Below are 20,203 nucleotides of genomic sequence, written 5' to 3' on the forward strand. Positions count from 1 at the left end.
AACGAAAGTTGATCTGGCGAAAAATGACAAAGCCTGCTATTGTAGCAGAGTTAGTTCAGTGCCCACGTGGCGGAATTGGTAGACGCGCATGGTTCAGGTCCATGTGCCGCGAGGTGTGGGGGTTCGAGTCCCTCCGTGGGCACCACTCTACCGGAGTAGTTTTCCGCAAGTTGTAAAGAAGTTGGAAGTTTGCAGTATCAGTGCCCACGTGGCGGAATTGGTAGACGCGCATGGTTCAGGTCCATGTGCCGCGAGGTGTGGGGGTTCGAGTCCCTCCGTGGGCACCACTCTACCGGAGTAGTTTTCCGCAAGTTGTAAAGAAGTTGGAAGTTTGCAGTACCAGTGCCCACGTGGCGGAATTGGTAGACGCGCATGGTTCAGGTCCATGTGCCGCGAGGTGTGGGGGTTCGAGTCCCTCCGTGGGCACCATCTACCGGATGTTTATCCGCAAGAAGTTGCAAGAAGTTTTGTTGTTAGCAGTATCAGTGCCCACGTGGCGGAATTGGTAGACGCGCATGGTTCAGGTCCATGTGCCGCGAGGTGTGGGGGTTCGAGTCCCTCCGTGGGCACCAAACTCTACCTGGACGACAAGTCGCAGACGCGCATGTCCCGCAAAACGCCGTAAGCTTTGCAAAAGGCTTACGGCGTTTTGCGTTTACATCACGCGTTTGGACAGCAGCAGCCAATCTCCTTAGACTGCGCCCATGTCCCTCTTCGATTTCTTCCGGCGGCCGCCCTCGCCCATGCGCCTTCCCGGCCTGCCGGCCAGCTTCGCAGAAGCGCGCGCGCACCTGATGCCGGCGCTGCGTGGACGCGGAATGGCCGAGTGCCTGTGCCTGACGGAATTCGGCAAGAGCCCGATACGCTCGGGCAAGCTGTTCCTGCCCTTCAGCAGCGACACCGCGCTGATGCTCGTGCATGACGGCCAGGACATGATGCAGTCCTTCGGCCCGGCGCAGCTGGCGCAATGGGGCGTGAGCGTGGAGGAAGCGCTGGCCGCCGCCATGGACAACCTGCGCGACGCCACGGTCGACCGCTTCATCCAGGTCGAGCGCGGCGTGTTCGCGGGCGACTGGGCCGATGCCTACGATTCCTCGCGCCTGCTGCTGCCCGACCTGGCGCACCGCATTGCCGGCGCCAATCCGCTGGTCATGATCCCGGCGCGTCATACGCTGCTACTCGCCTCCGGCAGCGATCCCGAAGGCGTGCGCGCGATGGTCGCGCTGGCGCAGCGGGTCGCCGATCTCGAAACCCGGCCGGTGTCGGCGCTGATGTACCGCTACGAGCATGGGCATCCGGTCGAACATGTGCCGGACGATGAAGCCGCGCGCGCCGGCCTTGCACGCCTCGGGAGGCAGTACCTGTACGGCGACTACGCGGCGCAGGCGGAAACGCTGGACACGCTGCACGAGAAGGACGCGACGGATATCCTTGTTGCCGGCTACAAGGTGATGCGCGAAGCGGCCACCGGCATCGAGTACAGCTTGTGCGTCTGGACCGAGGACGTCACCACCCTGCTGCCACGCACCGAACGGGTCGCCCTGTCCAGCCGCGAAGAGGACGGCCTGCTCGTGCTGCCGTGGGACGCGCTGCATGCGGCATTCGGCCACCTGATGGCGCCCGTGCCCGGCGCCTGGCCAGAACGCTACCGCGTCACCGCTTTCCCCGACCTGGCAGCGGCGCGGACGCTCGCCTTGCCCCAGCAGGCCTAGTGCGCCGCCAGGTCGTCCAGGATCGGGCAGCTCGAACGCGCATCGCCATGGCAGGACGCCGCCAGCGCTTCGAGCGTGCGGCGCATCGCTTCCATCTCGGCGATCTTGCGGTTGAGCTCATCGATATGCGCGCGCGCCAGGGCCCGCACGTCCGCGCTGGCGCGGCCCTTGTCCTGCCACAGGTTCAGGAGCTTGCCGATCTGCTCGAGCGAGAAGCCAAGCGCGCGGGCGCGGTGGACGAATTGCAGCACGCGCACGTCGTCTTCGCCGTACACGCGGTAGCCGGCCTCGGTGCGCTTGGCCTCCTTGAGCAGGCCGATCGATTCGTAGTGGCGGATCATCTTGGCCGATACGCCGGAAGCCTTGGCGGCCTCGCCGATATTCAGCAGCGTCGTGCCTTGCTGCATTGTCCTCTCCTGTTGCCTGTTCCGATCACGGGATTCTACTTCCAGCACCATGATAACGCCGAGGGAGTCGTTGAACGCTTCCGACGGTGCCTGCGTGCCGGTGTCGCTCGAAGGCAGCCGCTACGAGATCGTGCTGCGCTATAGCCGTCCGGCATAGCTCCGGGCCGCGAGGAAAATCGTCCCGATGCTTGACTTGTTCCGCGATGGCGGTAAGCTCGACAGGTCATGAAGCACGCGATTCTCCTCCTCGTACTCGGCGTTGCCGCGGATGCCATCCTTGCTGGTCCTGCGCCCTATTACCAATGGCGCAGCAAGTTGAATGGCACGATGGCATGTTCTCAAACGCCCCTGGGCCCGGGCTGGGAAAAATCAGGCGGTCCCTACCGGGACGCGCATTGCGAAAAACTCATTGTTGCTAAATAATGGGGTGGCAAGCGCATCTCGTTCGACCTTCGTCCGATTATTCCAATACCGAGGAGACACCGATGTTTACGAGTCCGGAGCAGTTCGTCAACGCCACCAAGACCCTGTTCGACCTGCAGATGCAAACCTTCAATACCCTGGCAGACAGGACAGTCAAGGGCGTGGAACAAGTGATCGCACTGAACATGAATGCAGCGAAGAGCTCGATGGAAGGCTCGATTGCCGCCGGCCAGCAGATGGCCAGTGGATTGACCGGTTCCGGGGATCCGAAGGCCGCTATCGCGGCACTGCATGCGCGCATGCAGCCGGGCGCGGCCGGCGCCGCCGAATACCGCGAGCAACTGAAAGCCATTATCGACGAGATGCACCAGGAATTCCGCCAGGCCGCCGATACCCATGTGGCCGAAGCCAAGAGCACCCTGTCGGCGCTGATCTACGACGTCACGCAGAACGTCAAGCCAGGCTCGGAGAACGCCGTCGAGATCATCAAGACCGCGATCGACAACGCCTTCAAGGGCTACGAACAGGTGACCCAGGCGACCCGCCAGGCAGTCCAGACCGTGGAAGCGCAGATCGCGAAAGCCACGTCAATGGTACAGCCGGGCGAGCAGAAGCAGGCCGAATAAACGCACGAAGGCCGGCGACGCCGGCCTTCCAATGAAAGAAAATTTCGTTTTCCCTGTGCAGATGAAATTTTCTTTCAGCCCCCTTCAGCTTCTATTCCCAGCAGTTCTTCCAGCCGCGCCAGCGAAGCGTCATCCTTGATCACCGAACGCAGCCAGGCGTGCAGCGGCTGCTCGCCCCAGCGCGCCGCCTTCTCGGCCAGGTAGGCGACCGGGCTGTGCGGTTCGGTGCGGCGGAAGAACTCGGCGACGCCCCGCAGCTGGGCCAGCGCCTGTTCGCGGCTTTGCAGGGGGCCTTCATCGACCACGCCTTGCACGCGTGGCAGGCTACCTGTGGCCACGACCACGGGCATGGCCTGCGCCTGCGCCTGCGCCGCAGGGTGTGCTACCTGCGGCGTCGCCAGGTCCTCGAAGTCGCACAGCGCCGCGCGTCCGACGCCGAAGCTGGGCCCGTCGGCGCCCAAGCGCTCGTCGACGACGCGTTCCAGTTCCGTCAGCGCGCCCAAGCAGTCATGCGCTGCCTCCGCCAGCGCCTGACGCGCCACCGGCGTGGCCTTGATGCGCGCCGCGTCCAGCTCGGCGACGCTGTCCGGCCCGCGCGCCCGTGCCGCTTCCCAGGCAAGCATCGTGACGCCATCGGCCAGCGGCACTTCCTTGACCAGGGGCCCGACGCGGGCCGCGATCCAGGCAAGGTTGCCGATGCGGCGTTCGTGGCCGTCCTCGTCCGGCAAGGGATGCACGGTGTCCCAGTAGCGCTCGCACAGCGCGGCCAACAGGCGCAGACCGTCCGCCAGGCCGGGCAGGCCGGCGGTCTTGGTGCTGGCTTCGGCCAGCCAGACCGCCAGCTGCAAATCCTTGCTGCGGGTTTCGATCAGTTCGGCGCAGCGCTTGGACACGAACTTCCAGTCCGCTTCCTTCAGCGTCGTGACCCAGGCGCCCTGCTCGATCGACGGATCGTCGGCCTGGCGCGCGCGGTTGATGGCGTCGAACTCCGGCGAGAACGCGAGGTCCTCACCGCAGGGCTGGTCCGCGCTGATCGGGACCAGCAATTTTTCAAGGTCCAGCATGATGGCTCCTTACTCGATTGCGTACTTGAACTTGCCCGCCTTGGTCGCGCCCACCTTGACCCGGGTGATCGCGCCGCCCTCGGCCATCCGCGCCAGCACGCTGTCGGCGATCTCGGGCAGCAGGGTGCCGTTCAGGATGTTGTCGACGTTGCGCGCGCCGGAATCGACTTCGGTGCAGCGGCTCAAGACCGCCGACACCAGCGCATCGTCGTACTCGAAACGGGCCCGGTGGTTGTCCAGCACCCGTGCCTTGATCCGGTCCAGCTTCAGGCGGATGATGTTCGTGAGCACTTCGTCGCGGATCGGGTAGAAGGGCACCACGGCCAGGCGTCCGAGGAAGGCGGGCTTGAAGTGCTTCATCAGCTGCGGGCGGATCAGCTCCGCCAGCTGCTCGGGCGTCGGCAGTTCGCTGGCCGGCTTGTTCAGGCAGGCCCCCATCATCTGGCTCGATCCCACGTTCGAAGTCAGGATGATGATGGTGTTGCGGAAGTCGATCTGGCGCCCTTCGGCATCGTCCATCACGCCCTTGTCGAACACCTGGAAAATCAGCATCGCTTCCTCCAAGATTGTTTCTAATCAGAATTGGGAGAACCAATCTTAGGAGTAATGCCGTGCGGCCTACAGACGAAAATCAATCCGCGTCCATGCGTCCGAACCTGATGTCGCCACGCCGCCCCACTACCTCCGGCGAGGACAGCATCCTGGCGATGCTCGAACGCGAGCCTGCGCGCAAGCGCGCCCGCGGCACGTCGGGCGTACGGCTGGCGTGGTATGGCGCCAGCGCGGCGGCGGTGCTGGCCTTGACCGGGACACTAATATGGATGGCGGCCAATAACGATGGCCTGCGGCCAGACGTCAAGGAGACGGTGCTGGCCGAAGCCACGGCGGGCCGGAGCACGGCGCCGGTCCACCCCGCCGGCGCGGCAATGGTCCTGCGAGTAGCGATGGCACCGGCTCCGGAAGCGCAGCCGGCAGGCGCGGCCGTCATCGTGGACCAGCCCGCCCCGGGCCAAGCGATTCCACCACTGCGCCTGCTCAAGCCGGCGCCGGAAAAGGCGGTAGCGGAAACGCCTGCACCAGAAAAACCCGCGCCGGCCGTGCGCGCCACCGCGTCCCCACCCGTTCCCGCCATGGCGCCTGCAAAGCCGGTCGCAAGGTCTCTTCCTCCTGCCCGTCCAGCAGCGGCGCCGGCCGAGCCCAGGGCGCTTGCCCGCCCCGCTGCAGCGCCACCCAGGCCCGGGGCGGCCCTGGCGGCAAAGCAGGCCGCCAAAGCGGCCCAGGCGAAAGCCCAGCGCGGCGCGCATCCGGCCAGGACGGCGCAAGCCCCGGTCGACGCCGACGTGGCCCTGATCTCGGCCGTCATTGTCCATGCCAACGGCCATGCGCCCGAAGGCTCGCAGATGACCGAGCTGCTGTGCCCGAACGACTCTTGCCAGACGCGGCCGTCACGCCAGTGACGTGGCGAAAAGCCAGCAAATAATCCGAACGTACGAAAAACCGGCTTACTGCTGGGTTATTGTCCTCGGGTGGCGCTATACTGTATAGAAGCACAGTATGGCGTCACGACATGATCAGGGTTCTGGAAAACGAGTTTTATTATCTGGACAATTTCCAGCGCGTCCTCAACTGGATCGGCGAGCGCTATCGCGACCTGCTGGTCGAGGAAGAGCGGGTCTTTCTTGCCACCTTCCCGACGCTGCCGCAGAATGCGCGCGCCCTGTTCGTGCGCATGGTCATGCGCAAGGGGAACCTGTTCCGCGCCAGTAAGCTGGTCTATGCCGAGATCGGCTGCCCGGTCGAGGCCTCGACCCAGCTGCTCGCCACCGGCTGGATCGAAGCCGATCCGGTCCTCTCGCTCGACGAGCTGTTCGAGCTCCTGTCGAAGCCCGAGATCCTCCATGCCTTCGGTCCGCACCTCGCGCAGAAGAACGCGCGCAAGGCCGATCAGCTGGAAGCGCTGCGCGAAGGCTTCGGCGACAGCCGCCCCTTCTCGCACTGGTACCGCGATTGCACGGACCTGGCCCTGCGCATCGGCGTCAAACCGCTATGCGACCGGCTGCGCCTGATCTTCTTCGGGAACCTGAGCCAGGACTGGACCGAATTCGTGCTGTCCGACCTCGGCATGTTCCGCTTCGAACAGGTCGAGATCTCGCAGGCTTCGCGGGCTTTTCGCTCGCGCGCCGACGTCGAGCACTACATCCTCCTGCACGGTTGCAAGGAACGCTTCTACGCGGGCGAGCCGCTCGACGAGGTGCTGCGCGACCTGCCGGCCCACGTCTTCGACAACGACTGGCTGGCCGGCCGGCGCGAGAAGCTGCTGTTCCAGATCGGCCAGGGCTTTGAAAAGCTCAAGGACTGGGACAATGCCTACGCCGTCTATATGCGCTGCCGCTTTCCGGGTGCACGCGGACGCGCCATCCGCGTGCTGGAGAAGCACGAGCGCTTCGATGAGGCCTACGCCCTGTTCCAGGAAGCCCAGGCCGCGCCGGAGAGCGAGGCCGAGCGCCAGCAATTGACGCGCATCGGGCCGCGCCTAGCGCGCCGCCTCGGCCACGCCAGGCTGCCGGCGCGCAAGCCGGTCGTCCAGCGCCTCGACCTGTCACTGCCGATGCCGGGCGAAGACTGGTGGGTCGAAGGCGTGGTGCGCGACCACCTGGCAAGCAGGGACGCTCCCGTCTTCTACGTCGAGAACGCGCTGGCCAACTCCCTGTTCGGCCTGCTGTGCTGGCGCGCGATCTTCGCGGCCATTCCCGGCGCCTTCTTCCACCCTTTCCACCGCGGGCCGGCCGACCTGCACAGCCCCGACTTCCACCAGCGGCGCAAGGCCGAGTTCGATGCCTGCCTGGCCCGACTGGACGACGGCAGCTACCGCGATGCCATCCGTGCAAACTACCGCGACAAGGCCGGCATCGCCTCGCCTTTCGTCTACTGGGGCGCCCTGAGCGAGGAACTGCTGGAACTGGCGCTGGCCTGCATCCCGCCGGACCACCTGCGCAAGTGGTGCGAGCGCATCCTGCATGACGTCAAGGCCAACCATACGGGCTTTCCTGACCTGATCCAGTTCTGGCCGCTTGAGGCGCGCTACACCATGATCGAGGTGAAGGGCCCGGGCGACCGCCTGCAGGACAACCAGCTGCGCTGGATTGACTACTGCTCGGCGCACGGGATGCCGGTGTCGGTGTGCTACCTGCAATGGGAGCAGGCGGCTTGACCGCTGTCCCCGCCTACACGGTCGCAGTACGGGCCCTGTGCGAGTTCACCGCCAAGCAGGGCGACCTCGACCTGCGCTTCACGCCCTCGCCCACCGCCCTGGAAGGTATCGCCGGGCATGCGGTCGTGACCGGCCGGCGCGGCCCGAACTACCGCACCGAGGTATCGCTCGAAGGCAGCTGGGGCGACCTGCACGTGCGCGGTCGCGCCGACGGCTACGATCCGGACCAGAACCTGGTCGAAGAGATCAAGACCCACCGCGGCAAGTTCTCGTCCATCCCCGACAACCACCGACACCTGCACTGGGCCCAGCTGCGGGTCTACGGCCACCTGCTGTGCCGCCAGCTCGGACTCGAGACAATCAACCTCGCCCTGGTCTATTACGACATCGGTAACGGCCAGGAAACCGTGCTGCGCGAGACCCAGGATGCGTCCGCCCTGTCCGCCCTGTTCATTGGGCTCTGCGAACGTTTTTCAAGCTGGGCGGCGCAGGAAGCGGCGCACCGCGCCGCACGCGACACGGCCCTGGGCACGCTGCGCTTCCCGCATGCGGATTTCCGCCCGGGTCAGCGCCAGCTCGCGGAAAACGTCTACCGCGCCAATACCAGCGGCCGCTGCCTGCTGGCGCAGGCGCCGACCGGCATCGGCAAGACCATCGGCAGCCTGTTCCCCGTGCTGCGGGCGATGCCGGGGGAAGGCCTGGACAAGGTGTTCTTTCTGGCCGCGAAGACGCCAGGCCGGCGCCTTGCGCTGGACGCCGCCGCCAGCCTCGGCGCCGGCGCCACGATCCCCCTGCGCGTACTCGAGCTCACGGCGCGCGACAAGGCCTGCGAGCACCCGGACAAGGCCTGCCAGGGCGACGCCTGCCCGCTGGCGAGAGGCTTCTACGACCGCCTGCCGGCGGCGCGCGCGGCAGCAAGCCAGGTGGCCATGCTGGACCGCGAAGCCCTGCGCGACATCGGGCTCGCGCACGAGGTTTGCCCCTACTACCTGGGCAGCGAAATGGCGCGCTGGTCCGACATGGTGGTGGGCGACTACAACTATTACTTCGATGGCAGCGCGATGCTCTACGCCCTGGCGCTGGAACGGGGCTGGAAGGCCAGCGTGCTGGTCGACGAAGCCCACAACATGGTGTCGCGGGCCCGCTCCATGTACAGCGCGGAACTGCAGCGCGGCCAGCTGCGCGCCGCGCGCGCCAACGCACCGGGAGTCGTCAAGAAAGCCCTGGAACGGGTCGGCCGCGCCTGGAGCAAGGTCGACAAGGAGGCGCCACTGCCCCAGGCGCCCTACCAGGTATTGCCCGAGGTCCCGGGCATCCTGCTGGACGCCCTGCACAACGCCACCAGCACCGTCAACGACTTCCTGGTGGAGTTTCCCGGCCCGCTCGACCCGGAACTGCAGCGCTTCCATTTCGATGCCCTGGGATTCCTGCGCCTGGCCGAATCCTTTGGCGACCATTCGCTGTGCGACCTGGCGCGCAGCGGCGTCAAGGACTCGGCCATCAGCATCCGCAACGTGGTGCCGGCGCCTTTTCTCGCGCCGCGTTTCGCGCTGGCCCGCTCCGTGACCCTGTTCTCGGCCACGCTCAGCCCCTGGCATTATTTCTGCGACCTGCTCGGCATGCCGCCCGACACCGCCTGGGCCGACGTGGCCTCGCCTTTCAGCGCCAGCCAGCTCGAGGTCCACATCGCCGGCGATATCTCGACTCGCTACCAGCACCGCACCGGCTCGCTGCGGCCGATTGCAAACCTGGTCGCGCGCCAGTACCTGGAACGCCCCGGCAACTACCTGGCATTCTTCAGCAGCTTCGATTACCTGGAACAGGTGCTGGAAGTGCTCCAGGCCCGCCATCCGGAGGTGCCGGCCTGGCGCCAGGAGCGGCGCATGAGCGAGCCGGAGCGGGCCGCCTTCCTCGAGCGCTTCACGCCGGGCGGCCGCGGCGTCGGCTTCGCGGTGCTGGGCGGCTCCTTCGGCGAAGGCATCGACCTGCCGGGAGAGCGCCTGATCGGCGCCTTCGTGGCCACGCTCGGCCTGCCGCAGGTGAACCCGGTGAACGAGCAGCTGCGCGAACGGATGCAGGCGATGTTCGGAGCCGGCTACGATTACACCTACCTGTATCCCGGCATGCAGAAGGTGGTGCAGGCCGCGGGGCGCGTGATCCGCACGGAGCTCGATCGTGGCGTGGTCTGGCTGATCGACGACCGCTTCGGACGGCCCGAAGTGCGCGCCCTGTTGCCGGGGTGGTGGGACGTGGATGCCGCCCGCATTGGCGCCGGCGGCTAGCGCATCATCTCGCGCAGCTTCTGGTAGCCACTCCGGCTGATCGGCAGCCTGGTTCCGTCCTTCAGCACGGCGCAGTAGTTGTCCTTGCTGGCCGGCTCGATGCGCGCGATCGATCCCACGTTGGCGATGTACGAGCGGTGGATGCGGAGGAACACCTGCGGATCGAGCTGGGCCTCGAGCTCGGACATGCGCTGGTTCTTCAGCCAGGCCTTGCCGGAGGCCGTCACCTGCACGTAGTCGTCCTGCGCCTCGATGTAGTCGATGGTGCTGCTTGGGACCACATGCACCCGTGCCCCGTCCTTGATCAGCACGCGCTCCAGGTAGCCGCGTCGCTGCGCGGCGTCCGCCACTACGGCCTGCAGTTGCGCTGCCTGCTCCGGTTGCGGCTGGCGGCTGCGCGCATGGGCCAGCGCCTGCGCCAGGCGCTCGCGGCTGAAGGGCTTGAGCAGGTAGTCGATCGCACGCACCTCAAAGGCCTTCAGCGCGTATTGGTCGTAGGCGGTGGCGAAGATGTAATAGGGCTTGCTGCCCGCGAGTTCCACCACCTCGAAGCCGTCCAGCTTGGGCATCTGGATGTCGAGGAAAACCAGCTCCGGGTCGAGCTCCCCGATGGCCTTGACGGCCTCGAAGCCGTTCGCGCATTCCCCCACGACCTCGATATCCGGATGGCCGGCCAGGTATTCGCGCAGCAGCGCGCGCGCCAAGTGTTCGTCGTCGACGATCAGTACTCGCATCGCTTACTTCTCCTCCGTCTCCGCGGGCAGCACCAGCTCCACCCGAAATGTAGCGTCTTCGCGTGCCCAGTGCACGCTGCCTTCCCTGCCGTACGCCGCCGCCAGGCGCTGGCGCACGTTCACCAAGCCGATGCCCTTGCCGGTCTTCGCTGTCCCCGCCTCGTCCGGATCGGCATCGTTCTCGACCCGGATGCGCAGCAGCGAGCCGGCCCGCTCGGCAGCCAGGCGTATGGTACCGCCATCGAGCAGCCCGGCGATTCCGTGCTTGACCGCGTTCTCCACCAACGGCTGCAGGATCATCGGCGGCAGCAGGCACTCCAGCGCGTCCTCGCCCACGCTGTGCTCGGACGCGAGGCGCGGGCCGAAGCGCACGCCCTCGATCGCCAGGAAGCGCTCGACCAGTTCCAGTTCGTCGCGCAGGCGCACCTTGCGGTGCGCTTCCAGTCCGAGCGTCTGGCGAAAAAAGCCCGCCAGCTGCAAGGTCATGTCGCGTGCCAGCCCGGGGTCGATGGACGTCAGCGCGCTGACCGAGTTCAGGCTGTTGAACAGGAAATGCGGGTCGATCTGGGTACGCAGCATGCGCAATTCGGCGTCCTGTGCCAGCAGGCGCGATTCCAGCTCGCGTGTCTCGGCGCGGCGCGCCCGCTCGAACTCCAGCGCAAGGTAATGGCCCACCGCCGTCATCCAGTACAGCAGCACCCCGATCCCCAGCATCAGCGCCGCGAACGGCCGGTCCACCTCGACCGACTCGACCTCGAACAGCAGCAGGCGGCACAGGGCAGCCCAGGCGCTGCCGGCCGCGCACCACAGCAGCGCCGCGCTCACGCCGCTGAAGAAGAACACCAGCAGCACCGCACCCAGAGAGCGCTGCGCCAGTGGATAGGCACGGCAAAGGTAGTAGCTGGAGAAGCCGCAGGCGATGGCATAGCACAGCGTGAGCGGCAACGCAAACAGCAGGACGGCGCCCGGGCTCGCGCCCGTCGTCGCAATGATCAGCCCTGCCAGCAGCACGCCCAGCATCAGCCAGGCCAGCAGGTATAGCGCGCTGCTGCGCCGCGCCCAGAAAGCGCCGCTCATCGCGAGCCCACCGGCCGGCGCGCCAGCTTGCGCAGCATCAGTTGCGTACCTCGACGCCGCCCATGATGGCGTAGCCCCGGATCACCAGGCGCTTCTCGCTGTGGGGCGGGGTCGCGGTCTTCTCCTCGAAGCCGCCCATGATCGGGGTTCCCTGCAGGACGACGGTCCAGTCGGGCGGGCATTTGAGCGTCACGCCGCCCCAGAACGCGAACACGTTGATCACTGCCTCACCCTGGATCGACGCGCTACGCATGTCGAGCGAGCAGCCGCCCATCACCGCCGTGATCTCGCCGCCGCGGAAGTTCTGCGTCGCGACACGGCGTTCGAAGCCGCCCAGGATGGCGGCCACGTCGACCACGTCGCTCCCCGGGCCCGCATCGTCCTTCAGCGATGCGCCAGGTGGCGTCCGGCGCGACTCCAGCGCCTTGTACAGCACGAAGATGCCTGCGCCGATCAGGAACAGCGGCCACAGGGTGCGGATGTCGAAGTCGATGATGTTCATGCGGTCCAGGATCATCAGCACGCCGAGCCCGATCAGGCCGCCGCCCAGCAGCTGGCCGTTGCGGCTCTGGGTGTCGCACAGCTTCACGGTACCGGCAATGATGAACACCATCGGCCAGAAGGTGACCACGCGGCGGATCTCGATGAGGTCGAGGTTATCGAGCAGGAACAGCAAGCCAAACAGGATCACGAGCAGGCCGAGCACGATCTGGCTGGTGACGCCCTTCGAATGGAGCTTATCCTTCATGTCAGTACTCCGGATGCTTGAGGGAGGACTGCTGCGCGCCTTGCGCCTGGCTTGCCTGGTTCGCGGACCGGCGGGCGACGAGCGGCTCGCACACCAGCTTCACGCCCCAGGCCAGAATGAACAGCGGCCAGCTGTTACGGAAGGTCAGGCCGAAGACCTGTTCGAAGCAGGCGAACAGCCACAGGCCGATGAAGACGGTCCACAGGCCGTTGCCGAGCTCGCGCGGGCTCGGGTGACCGATGGCCTGGTTGATCCCGACCACGACGAGGAGCAGCGGCGCGTAACGCCAGTAGGCGCCGGCATCGATGTAATACAGGCGGTCGAGCAGGACGAGAGTGCCGAAGGCGATCAGGAGCAGGCCCCAGACGACTTGTTTGCGCCAGCGGTAGGATTCTTCGGTATGCATGTTGCGTGGCTCCTTGTGTGTGGACTGTATGTACCCACGATACCGGAACAGCAACATGCAATGGAAGCGCCTTTCGGTGAACGGCGGCGCGGTGGCGGTGAATGGCGAAGATATCGGCGGACGGCGGCGACGGGGTGAATGGTGGCGTATCACGCAAGGCGTAAAAAAAGCCCGCCGGTGCGGCGGGCCAGTTGGGCAAGCTTGTCGGGGTCGAAGGCCTCAGGCCGATGCCGACAGGTCCATCGGCGGACGGCCCTTGACCTGGTTGCGGTACTTGGCGCGGGCTTCGGCCAGCTTGACCGCCTCGCGCGCGATGTTGGTGCGGCGGATCTCCTGGCGTTCCTTCTTGCCGCGGTGTTGTGCCTCGTGTTTGTTGCCGATACTCTTGGTCATGCTCGTCTCCTGGGTGGACACCGTTTTCGCGGTGGTGGCCCGCGACGTGGCGCGGGATTAGGAGCGGTTGGTCCCCATCTTGAGATCCGACGGCATCAGCATGCCCCAACCGAGCTGGCGGCGGATTTCCTCCGGCGTCGGTGGCGGTGCGCTTTCCCGCGCGCGGCGCTCGAGGTATTCACGAACCAGGTGCTTGGGCGGCTGCTTGATCTCGGACATGGCGACCTCCACTTCCGTTAGGGCCGGCGCTTGCGGCGCCAGCCTGAATTGGTGCCGGTCCTCGAGGCGACCGGCTAACCTGTTGAGCTGTTGGCACCGTGCGCTTGTCGCACAGGTCCCTCACTCAGACGGTTCCCATGTTAACGATGGGCTCTCGAACCCACCGTTAGGTGGCGCACATTTTTCGATAGGCCATCTCCTACAAGGCGGCGGGCCTGCGTGGAAGGCAAGCCTTCCGGACGAAAAAAAAGGGGAGCCGAAGCTCCCCTTCACGCGGAACGACAGACGCTTAGAACTTGTAGCGCAGGTTCATGTAGTACTGGCGGCCGCTGACATCCAGCTTCTGCTGCTCTTCTTCGCTGTAGCGATACTGAGCGCGCTTGGCGTTGGTCAGGTTGGTCGCGCTGAACGCGAGCTCGATGTTCTTGGTGAGGTAGTAGTTCAGCGAGAACGCGAGCGTGGTGACGCCGTCGGCGTAGGTCGGCGCGGTCGGCATCGTGACGCCGTTGATCACCGACAGACCCTGGCTGTTCGCGGTCGGCGACGGAGCGGTGGTGCTGCTCACGTAATCGCCGCGATAGTTGGCGACCAGGCGGGTCGAGAGCTTGTCGTTCTCGAAGTACACGCCCAGGTTGCCGCCCCATTCTGAAGCGCCGACCATCGGACGACCGTCGTCGACTTTGGTCTTGGCGCGGCTGACGTTCGAGGTGAAGCCGAAGCCGGTCTCGCCGATCGGCTGCTCGTACTGCAGTTCGATACCGCTGATCTTCGCACCCTGTTGCGATGCGGTGTTGATGGCGAAGGTCTTGACGGTCTGGTCACGCGGGTCGAGCAGGTCGACGGTCGCGCTGCCGGTCGCGCCGGTCTTCACATAGCCATCGATCTTCGAATGGAACAGGTTCACCGCCACGATCGAGCGCTTGGCGAAGTACCAGGCCCACGATGCGTCCAGATTGTCCGAGATCAGCGGGCGCATGTCCGGATTCGGGCCGGTCACGCGGCAGCCGTTCGCATCGCAGGTCGGGGTGCCGAAACCGCTGCCCAGGATGTTGTAGTTCTGGCGGCCGATCGTCCGGTTGGCGCCCAAGCGCACGATCTGATCCTTGGTCAGCTCGTAGCGCAGGTTCACGCTCGGCAGCCATTTGTCGTAGGTGCGCTTGAGCGGCGTCTTGTAGTAGATGATGCCCGCTTTCGGGTTGAACGGCATGCCGTCGAAATATGCGGTGGCGTCGCCAGCGGTGGTGATCGCGCCCGGATATTTCGCGCAGGTGACGGCCGGCTTGCCCGGCTCGGTGCGGTCGCAGGCGCCGGACGGGATCGGGGTGGCGATCTGGGCATCGGTCTGGGTACGCGTATAGCGCAGGCCGATGTTGGCGCCCCAACGATCGCCTTCCAGGTTCGCCATCAGGTAGCCGGCGCTTTGGCGCTCGCGCATGTCGATCTCGGAGTTGACGCGGCGCTCCCATTCCGCGCTGGTCGCCTTGGTATTGGCGGCGATATAGGCCTTGGTGGCTTCACGCGTATAGGTGAAACCGGTATTGTCCCACCAGCCGCCGCCCAGGTCCGCGCCGAAATCGCCCGGATACGGCTGCCAGCCGGCGGTTGGGGTCGGGGTATTCGAGGTGACCTTGCCGGTGACCGGGTCGACCGCGATGCCGCTGCGGAATGCAGGGCCGCGGCGGGCGCTGGTACGCTCGTGGTCGGCATAGCGCATGCCGGCCTCAAGCGACTTGAAGACGCCGCGGTCGAGGATGTATTCCGCATCGAGCTGGGCGCTCTTTTCCTGGTCGACGGTACGCACACCGGATGCCGCGCGGTCGACGATGGTGTAGCCGCTGCCGTCCGGATTCAAGCCCGGCTGGTTGCTGCCGGCATTGTGGTACTTGACGTAAGGCGCGTCATGCAGGTCGCCCAGCGCATACGAGATGCCGGTGCCATAGCGGGCCAGGGTAAGACCCTGGTCGAGCTTGGTCGAGCCGACGCCGCGGGTGGTCGACAGCAGGGTCTTGAGGGTCAGCTGGTCGTTGACACGGTATTTCGCGTCCAGGTCGAGGAAGGCGCTGGTGGCCTTGGCGCCGTCGCGGAAGAAGCCTTCCGAGTTGCCCACGTACTGAGGCGTGGTGCCGTCCGGGAACACGATGTCGGCGGCCTTGAGCACCTTCAGCTGGTGGCCGTACACGGTGGTCTCGTTGGCGATCACCGGATTGCGGATCTGCGCGTAGACGCGCTGGCCGTTGGAATTGGTATTGGCGGCAGCCGCGGTGGTCGCGCCCAGCGGGGCGTTCTTACCGAGCAGCATGGAGTAGATCGCGCTCGACGTCAGGCGGCCGTGGTTGTCCGCGCCCATTTCGGAATGGAAGCCGGTCATCACGACGTCCAGGTCGCGGTTCGGCTTGTACTGCATGGACACCATGCCGCCCTTGCGGTCGCGCACGGACTCGACGAATTCCGAGCTCATCGAACCCGGCAGGCGCACGCCGTTCAGGTCAGCCGCCTTGTAGCCGGTACCGGCCAGCGAGGCATCGGTAATGCCCAGCATGGTTGCAGTGTTGATCTCGCCCCAGCCGCTGCTGGTGCCGTAGGCGAAGCGCGAGACCGAGTCGCGGCGCATGTAGCGCTTTTCCGAGAACAGCGAGGCCAGGATGCCGAAGGTGCCGGCGTCGTTCTTCCAGGTGACCGAACCGTTCATGTCCGGCGCCCAGCGACCCGGCAGGTCGGCATAGGCGGCGCCGACGCTGACCACGCCGGACAGCTTTTCCTTCGACGACAGCGGGCGGCGGGTGCTGACGTTGATGGTGCCGGCCAGGCCGCCATCGACGATGTTGGCCTGCGAGGTCTTGTACACGACTGCCTGCTGCAGCACATGCGAAGGCATCAGCGACAGGCTGGTCGAGCGCGAGCTCGACGCCTGGTCGGCAACGTACCAGTCGCCGCCGCTGACCGTATGGCCATTGAAGATGATGAGGGACATGTCCGGATTGGTACCGCGCATCGAGACTTTCTCCGCCTCGTCGTAGTCGGTACGTACGGCAACGCCGGCAAGGCGCTGCAGCGAGTCGGCAAGGTTCTTGTCGGGCATCTTGCCGACGTCTTCGGCGGTGATGACCTCGACGTTGGCCGAGGCATCCTTCTTGACTGCCAGCGAGCGCTGCAGCGAACCGCGGATGCCGGTCACCTGGACGGTCTGGATTGAATCACCAGTCGTTGCCTGTTGAGCGACGGCTGGGAGTTGTGCGAGGCTCAACACCGCCAACGATACGGCCGCTGCGAGCGGCTTCTGTTTGAACATGACGTCTCTCCTGAGTTTATAGCTATTGGTATGCAATTGGTAGGCACTTTCTGCCATGGTCGGAGTATTGATGATGTGAAGCGTACTGAATAATCACTTGTGTTCGCGGCTATATAACTTTGAGGAATGTACATATGCGGGCATTGCAAAAGTTATAGCAAATGAACAAAATTTCATTCCCTTTTCCGGGCTCGCGGGAGTAGCGTGGCCATATCTCCACAGCCCTGTTTGTCTCTTTTCCGCCAATGTCCACTGCCATTCGCCTCAGCAGCCTGCTGCTTGCCGGCGCCGCCCTCGCCGGCTGCGCCAGCACTCCCCCGACTCCGCAGTCTTCCAGCACGCCGGTTGCGGAAACCCCGCTCTCCGCCTTGCTGCAGAAGCAGATCTACCAGATGACGCCACAGGAAGCGGGGCGCTATATCGCCCACATGCACACGGCTGAACCCGACCTGCGCAAGCGCATCGCGGCGATCGGACGCAAGAACCTCGGCCAGCCCTACTCACTGCATCTGCTGGGCGAATTTCCGTATGAAGTACACGACAACCTGCCCTTGTTCAGCCTGAAGGAGAGCGACTGCGTGGTGTTCGCGGAACATACCTATGCAATGGCCCTGTCCCAGTCCTGGGAAGAGTTCTTCTGGATGCTGCAGCGGATCCGCTACCGCGACGGGGTGATCGGCGTTGCGACCCGCAACCATTACACCGAGATGGACTGGAACGTGGCCAACCGCTGGCTGGTGACCGACATCAGCGCCGAACTGGCCGGCCCGAACGGGCCGTCCTACGCGATGACGGTCGACCGCGCGCGCTTCCTGCGCACGCGCCACAACACCGTGCGCGACATCCCGGTCGAAAGCAGCCGCCAGGCCTTCGTGGCAAAGGAAGGGGTGGCGGCGATTGCCGGCCAGCTGCAGGAAGGCGACTTCGTGAAGGTGATCTCGACCCGCAACGGCGAATACTGGGCCTCGCATGTCGGACTGGTGGTGCTCGGCCCGGACGGCGAACGACGCTTCCTGCACTCGCAGGCGCCACAGGTGCGCGAAGAGAGCTTCGATTCCTTCATCGCCCGCGCCGCCGAGCGCGAAGCGCGCAATGCGCGCGAGGGCAAGCCTGGCCAGGTGCTGGCCGGTTTCAAGTTCCTGCGCCTGAATGAACCGATCACGGTACCGCCGATGGCGCCGCAGCCCCGCCCCGGCCGCCCGAACACCTGACTCCCTGCCGCCGGCGCGGCCGGCTCCCTGTCCACGCGCCGCCCCGCCGGCGCGTTTTCTTTTCCCCCTCTCCTCGTCGCTACCGACGCCGGGCAGGCAGCGCCTGCGCCCGTTCCCTGCTCATCAGTTCCGCTCATCAATTAAATGATTAACGGAAATGAAATCGTCGATTTATTTCCTATTTTCATTTCCTATTATTATTTCCAGGCCTTTTCGGATTAATTCACTTGCCGCCGTTGAGTCAGGTCAAACTCCATTAGTAGTATCCCGCCGATAATAAATTTACAAAACTTCTTCCTTCTTCCGTTTTCATTTCTGGATAAGACAGGATTATCTCGTTTTATGCATTGCCGCGCCCGAATGTCTTAAGGCTTTTATTAATTCCAACCGCAGCGGATTGCCATGTCCAATTTCAGATCCGATCTTTTCAGCCAGCTTTGCGTACGAATGGTGTCGATGAGCCGCACCAGTAAAATTGCCTTGATGGTGGGGTGCGACCTGCTGGCATTGCCGGTCTGTTTCCTGATCGCGATGATATTACGCGGTGGCGATTTGCGGCTTGCGCAGAATTTCGGCCCCGCGTCCTATGCCCTGGTCGCCGTAGTAACGATTGCCGCTTTTTCAGTATCCGATCTATATCGTGCAGTCATCCGTTTCATTGACCAGCGCTTATTGAGTTTTACCGGCGCCGCACTCGCCTTCGCCATTCTGTGCGTGTATGTCGTATTAATCATCATGAACGAGCCGCGTTTTCCGCGCAGCGCGCTCGCCATTTACTGGTTCGTGGTTTTCTCGTACGTGGTCATTTCCCGTATCGGGTTGCGCAACCTGCTGCGTGCTCATGGCGGGCGGCCCGCCGCTGCATCGGATGCCGTCGCTGTGTATGGTGCCGGCGACGCCGGTGCGCGCCTGGTACAGGCGATGCGCCACAGCGACGAATACCGCCCGGTCTGCTTCTTCGACGACAAGCGCGCGCTGAACGAACGCACCATCGCCGGCCTGCGTGTCTTCAACACGATGCGCCTCGCCGAGCTGGTTGCCTCCCAGGGCATCCGCACCATCGTCATCGCCCTGCCTTCGGTATCGCCGGAACGCCTGCGCGACATCATGCAGCGCCTGGGCCAGGCCGGCGTGCCGGTCAAGATCTTGAGCCGCCTGGTCGACCTGTCCGACGACCGGCCCCCGGCGCAAGGCACGATCCGCGAACTCAAGTTCGAAGACCTGCTCGGACGCCCGCCGGTGCCGCCGCGGCTCGACCTGTTCGCCCGTTGCGTACGCGGCAAGAGCGTGCTGGTCACCGGCGCCGGCGGTTCGATCGGCAGCGAGCTGTGCCGCCAGATCGTCACCCTCACCCCGACCGAACTGCACCTGCTGGACCACTCCGAGTACGCGCTGTACACCATCCGCCAGGAACTCGCTGCGCGCTTCCCCGGCCTGGCCATCCACGCCCACCTCGGCTCCGTCTGCAACAGCGAACTGGTCGAACGCATCCTGAGCGACGGCAAGGTCAACACCATCTACCACGCCGCCGCCTACAAGCACGTGCCGCTGGTCGAGGCCAACATCGTCGAAGGACTGCGCAACAACGTGATCGGCGCCCAGGTCGTGGCCAGCGCCGCCGCGCAGCACAAGGTCGAAACCTGCGTGCTGATCTCGAGCGACAAGGCGGTGCGTCCCACCAACATCATGGGCGCCAGCAAGCGCATCGCCGAGCTGATCTTCCAGGCGGCTGCCGTGCGCCACGGCGCCCACACGACCTTCTGCATGGTCCGCTTCGGCAACGTGCTCGGCTCGTCCGGTTCGGTCATCCCGCTGTTCCAGCGCCAGATCGCGCGCGGCGGCCCGCTCACCATCACCCACCCCGAAGTGTCGCGCTACTTCATGCTGATCGCCGAAGCAGCCCAGCTGGTGATCCAGGCCGGCGCCATGGCCAAGGGTGGCGACGTGTTCGTGCTCGATATGGGCGAGCCGGTCAAGATCGTCGACCTGGCGCGCACCATGATCGCCATGTCCGGCCTCACCGAGCGCACGCCGCAGAACCCACGCGGCGACATCGAAATCCAGTTCGTCGGCCTGTTCCCCGGCGAAAAGTTGCACGAAGAACTACTGACCGACGGCACCGTCTTCCCGAGCGAGCACCCACGCATCATGCGGATGAAGGAAAGCGCGCTGCGCCCCAGCGTGCTGGAAACGTGCATCACCTGCCTGATGATGGCCTGCGAGACCCACGAGCGCGGCACGATCGAATCGATGGTCAAGGCCATCGTCGCCGAGTACGTGCCCACTTCGCCGGTGACGCCACCGCCCCTGGTGGCCGACACCCAGGCGCCGAGCCTGATCAAGAAATTCGTGCCGTTCAGGATCTGAACCCACCCCCACTGCCACTGACCGACGAGGAAAC

Annotated in this window: 17 protein-coding genes, 4 tRNA genes and 1 pseudogene; 12 read left to right on the forward strand and 10 right to left on the reverse strand. The window is 65.1% G+C overall.

The genetic code is table 11. The features are described 5' to 3' along the window. Positions 1 to 60: 60 nt before the first annotated feature. From MA09_RS19400 to MA09_RS19420, 5 genes are all read left to right on the forward strand, one after another. A tRNA-Leu gene (locus MA09_RS19400) sits at positions 61 to 145 on the forward strand. 57 nt (positions 146 to 202) lie between these two features. Further along, a tRNA-Leu gene (locus tag MA09_RS19405) sits at positions 203 to 287 on the forward strand. Between the two features lie 57 nt (positions 288 to 344). After that, positions 345 to 429 (forward strand) — tRNA-Leu (locus MA09_RS19410). A 58-nt stretch (positions 430 to 487) separates the two neighbouring features. Next, positions 488 to 572, forward strand: a tRNA-Leu gene (locus MA09_RS19415). 132 nt (positions 573 to 704) lie between these two features. Next, positions 705 to 1,712, forward strand: a complete 1,008-nt coding sequence (locus MA09_RS19420) for a hypothetical protein (protein ID WP_051933611.1) — start codon at positions 705 to 707, stop codon at positions 1,710 to 1,712. Here MA09_RS19420 and cueR read toward each other — a convergent pair. After that, positions 1,709 to 2,098: a Cu(I)-responsive transcriptional regulator gene (gene cueR, locus MA09_RS19425; protein WP_036252459.1), complete on the reverse strand. Its 390-nt coding sequence runs from the start codon at positions 2,096 to 2,098 to the stop codon at positions 1,709 to 1,711. The genes MA09_RS19420 and cueR overlap by 4 nt on opposite strands. Positions 2,099 to 2,344: 246 nt before the next feature. Here cueR and MA09_RS24265 point away from each other — a divergent pair, with 246 nt between their 5' ends. Further along, on the forward strand, positions 2,345 to 2,542 hold the full coding sequence (locus MA09_RS24265) for a hypothetical protein (protein WP_081897698.1): 198 nt from the start codon (positions 2,345 to 2,347) through the stop codon (positions 2,540 to 2,542). Positions 2,543 to 2,604: 62 nt separating this feature from the next. Then, positions 2,605 to 3,168 carry a TIGR01841 family phasin gene (phaP, locus tag MA09_RS19430; RefSeq protein ID WP_036252177.1) on the forward strand — a complete coding sequence of 188 codons (564 nt, stop codon included), beginning with the start codon at positions 2,605 to 2,607 and terminating at the stop codon, positions 3,166 to 3,168. Between the two features lie 74 nt (positions 3,169 to 3,242). Here phaP and tssA read toward each other — a convergent pair whose 3' ends face one another. Both tssA and MA09_RS19440 read right to left on the reverse strand, forming a co-directional pair. Further along, positions 3,243 to 4,232: a type VI secretion system protein TssA gene (gene tssA / locus MA09_RS19435; protein WP_036252178.1), complete on the reverse strand. Its 990-nt coding sequence runs from the start codon at positions 4,230 to 4,232 to the stop codon at positions 3,243 to 3,245. Between the two features lie 9 nt (positions 4,233 to 4,241). Next, a pseudogene (locus MA09_RS19440) lies at positions 4,242 to 4,781 on the reverse strand (AAA family ATPase); the annotation flags it as partial. 95 nt (positions 4,782 to 4,876) lie between these two features. On the opposite strand from MA09_RS19440, the gene MA09_RS23835 reads away from it, so the two are divergent. The 3 genes from MA09_RS23835 (at position 4,877) to MA09_RS19455 (ending at position 9,725) form a co-directional block, all read left to right on the forward strand. Further along, complete coding sequence (locus MA09_RS23835; RefSeq protein WP_051933612.1) at positions 4,877 to 5,689, forward strand: hypothetical protein; 813 nt, start codon at positions 4,877 to 4,879, stop codon at positions 5,687 to 5,689. Positions 5,690 to 5,799: 110 nt separating this feature from the next. Next, complete coding sequence (locus tag MA09_RS19450) at positions 5,800 to 7,443, forward strand: VRR-NUC domain-containing protein (protein ID WP_036252182.1); 1,644 nt, start codon at positions 5,800 to 5,802, stop codon at positions 7,441 to 7,443. Further along, positions 7,425 to 9,725, forward strand: coding sequence for an ATP-dependent DNA helicase (locus MA09_RS19455; RefSeq protein WP_036252184.1), 2,301 nt, complete (start codon positions 7,425 to 7,427; stop codon positions 9,723 to 9,725). Before MA09_RS19450 ends, MA09_RS19455 begins: the two co-directional genes overlap by 19 nt. Here MA09_RS19455 and MA09_RS19460 read toward each other — a convergent pair. The 7 genes from MA09_RS19460 to MA09_RS19480 all read right to left on the reverse strand — a co-directional run bounded on the left by MA09_RS19460 (position 9,722) and on the right by MA09_RS19480 (position 16,591). Continuing rightward, on the reverse strand, positions 9,722 to 10,459 hold the full coding sequence (locus tag MA09_RS19460; RefSeq protein WP_036252186.1) for a LytTR family DNA-binding domain-containing protein: 738 nt from the start codon (positions 10,457 to 10,459) through the stop codon (positions 9,722 to 9,724). The genes MA09_RS19455 and MA09_RS19460 overlap by 4 nt on opposite strands. Before the next feature lie 3 nt (positions 10,460 to 10,462). Further along, entirely contained in the window at positions 10,463 to 11,536 is a 1,074-nt protein-coding gene (locus tag MA09_RS19465; protein WP_036252189.1) for a sensor histidine kinase, read from the reverse strand. Between the two features lie 37 nt (positions 11,537 to 11,573). Next, complete coding sequence (locus tag MA09_RS19470; RefSeq protein ID WP_036252191.1) at positions 11,574 to 12,284, reverse strand: LiaI-LiaF-like domain-containing protein; 711 nt, start codon at positions 12,282 to 12,284, stop codon at positions 11,574 to 11,576. Position 12,285: 1 nt separating this feature from the next. Beyond that, positions 12,286 to 12,690, reverse strand: a complete 405-nt coding sequence (locus MA09_RS19475) for a LiaI-LiaF-like domain-containing protein (protein WP_051933613.1) — start codon at positions 12,688 to 12,690, stop codon at positions 12,286 to 12,288. Between the two features lie 219 nt (positions 12,691 to 12,909). After that, positions 12,910 to 13,083 carry a hypothetical protein gene (locus tag MA09_RS25110; protein ID WP_200883100.1) on the reverse strand — a complete coding sequence of 58 codons (174 nt, stop codon included), beginning with the start codon at positions 13,081 to 13,083 and terminating at the stop codon, positions 12,910 to 12,912. A gap of 57 nt (positions 13,084 to 13,140) precedes the next feature. Further along, a complete protein-coding gene (locus MA09_RS25115) occupies positions 13,141 to 13,302 on the reverse strand; it encodes a hypothetical protein (protein ID WP_200883101.1) in 162 nt (53 codons plus the stop codon). Positions 13,303 to 13,591: 289 nt separating this feature from the next. Further along, entirely contained in the window at positions 13,592 to 16,591 is a 3,000-nt protein-coding gene (locus tag MA09_RS19480; protein WP_036252194.1) for a TonB-dependent receptor, read from the reverse strand. Positions 16,592 to 16,836: 245 nt separating this feature from the next. On the opposite strand from MA09_RS19480, the gene MA09_RS19485 reads away from it, so the two are divergent. Together MA09_RS19485 and MA09_RS19490 are read left to right on the forward strand one after the other, a co-directional pair. Continuing rightward, a complete protein-coding gene (locus MA09_RS19485; protein ID WP_200883102.1) occupies positions 16,837 to 17,802 on the forward strand; it encodes an N-acetylmuramoyl-L-alanine amidase-like domain-containing protein in 966 nt (321 codons plus the stop codon). A 531-nt stretch (positions 17,803 to 18,333) separates the two neighbouring features. After that, complete coding sequence (locus MA09_RS19490; RefSeq protein WP_229440793.1) at positions 18,334 to 20,169, forward strand: nucleoside-diphosphate sugar epimerase/dehydratase; 1,836 nt, start codon at positions 18,334 to 18,336, stop codon at positions 20,167 to 20,169. The last annotated feature ends 34 nt before the right edge of the window (positions 20,170 to 20,203 follow it).

This window comes from Massilia sp. BSC265, assembly GCF_000740675.1.
Taxonomy (GTDB): domain Bacteria; phylum Pseudomonadota; class Gammaproteobacteria; order Burkholderiales; family Burkholderiaceae_D; genus Telluria.